Origin of the sequence: Streptomyces sp. 8L (assembly GCF_020176795.1) — a bacterium.
Classification (GTDB): Bacteria; Actinomycetota; Actinomycetes; order Streptomycetales; family Streptomycetaceae; genus Streptomyces.
Window position 1 is genome coordinate 1 of sequence record NZ_JAIUKE010000953.1, and the last position, 704, is coordinate 704.

Sequence of the window (704 nt, forward strand, 5' to 3'; positions counted from 1 at the left end):
GCGGGCGCCGCCCGGGAGCGGCGGGCGGCCGGGGGCGCCGGCCCGGCGAGTCCGAGGGGCCCGGGCGGGCGCCGGGTGATGTGACCACCGTAGAAGCCAGGGCTCGCCCCGCCGATCCGGCCGACCACCCTCCTCGGGGTGGGGCTACCCCCCGCCCGGGCCCATCGGACTCGCCGGGCCGGCGCCCCCGGCCGCCCGAAGCTCCCGGGCGGCGCCCGCCTGCCCCTTCGGGCCACGCCGTTTGCCGTCGGGACCCGTGGGACATGTACCCTGTTGCCTCATCCACGGGTGCGTAGCTCAGGGGTAGAGCGCTGCTCTTACAAAGCAGATGTCGGCGGTTCGAAACCGTCCGCGCCCACCAGTACGAAGGCCCCCGGCCGGTCATGGTCGGGGGCCTTCGGCATCCGGATCTGACATCAACGGGCACAATCAGCCACGGTCGGGGCGCCAGGTGCGAGCCTGCCTCGCCACCTCGTAGATGCGAGACACCTGTTCGGTCAAAAGTGTCGGCGTCAGTCCGGACAGGACCCGATCCAGATGTTCAACCTGCAGGACGAGGACTGGCGGGTTGGCGCTCTTGACGATCAGCTTCGTCGCGTCCACGACGGAGATGACAGGACGTACGGGCAGGGTCCGTTGCAAGATCGCTTTTTGTCCGGGTTCATCCGGTGAGGCCGAGGGCGATCAGGGGTCTGCGGCAGTCG

The 704-nt window shown here is 70.9% G+C and carries 1 protein-coding gene and 1 tRNA gene; one reads left to right on the forward strand and one right to left on the reverse strand.

Annotation, left to right across the window (positions count from 1 at the left end; translation table 11 throughout):
• The first annotated feature begins 286 nt into the window (after positions 1-286).
• Positions 287-361: transfer RNA gene (locus LCE31_RS40070), tRNA-Val, on the forward strand.
• A gap of 68 nt (positions 362-429) precedes the next feature.
• Here the strand turns inward: LCE31_RS40070 and LCE31_RS40075 are convergent.
• Entirely contained in the window at positions 430-603 is a 174-nt protein-coding gene (locus tag LCE31_RS40075) for a hypothetical protein (protein ID WP_225023246.1), read from the reverse strand.
• Positions 604-704 lie beyond the last annotated feature (101 nt).